Below are 303 nucleotides of genomic sequence, written 5' to 3'. Positions count from 1 at the left end.
CAAAATATTAGAGAAAAATTATGAGGAAGCCTCAGCTCCGTCCAACACCTTATCGTTGAATTGCTTTGTTCCCTTGTATCCCAAAAACAAAGAAACAAGCCAAAGAATGAAGGCGACTGGCGAAGCAATCACTGTTACCGCCAAAACAACGATTAGAATTAAATTAATTACTCCCCACATCATTGAACCCGCATACATCTGCCCTGCTCCGGGAATAAAAAAACCTAGAGCTAACGCGACGATTGGGTTCTTCATTTGATTTTGAAGACGAGCTTGCTGAATTGTATCGTTCATAATATCTAT

General features: G+C 39.9%; 1 protein-coding gene. It reads right to left on the bottom strand.

Going from position 1 to position 303, the window contains the following annotated elements:
* Positions 1-18: 18 nt before the first annotated feature.
* Positions 19-303 (bottom strand): hypothetical protein (locus tag A3729_RS09125; RefSeq protein ID WP_231877393.1); only part of this gene is annotated, 285 nt, incomplete at its 5' end.

The organism is Oleiphilus sp. HI0043 (assembly GCF_001634935.1).
The sequence above is the reverse complement of the archived record's forward strand: the minus strand, read 5'-3'. Positions and strand labels throughout refer to the sequence as shown.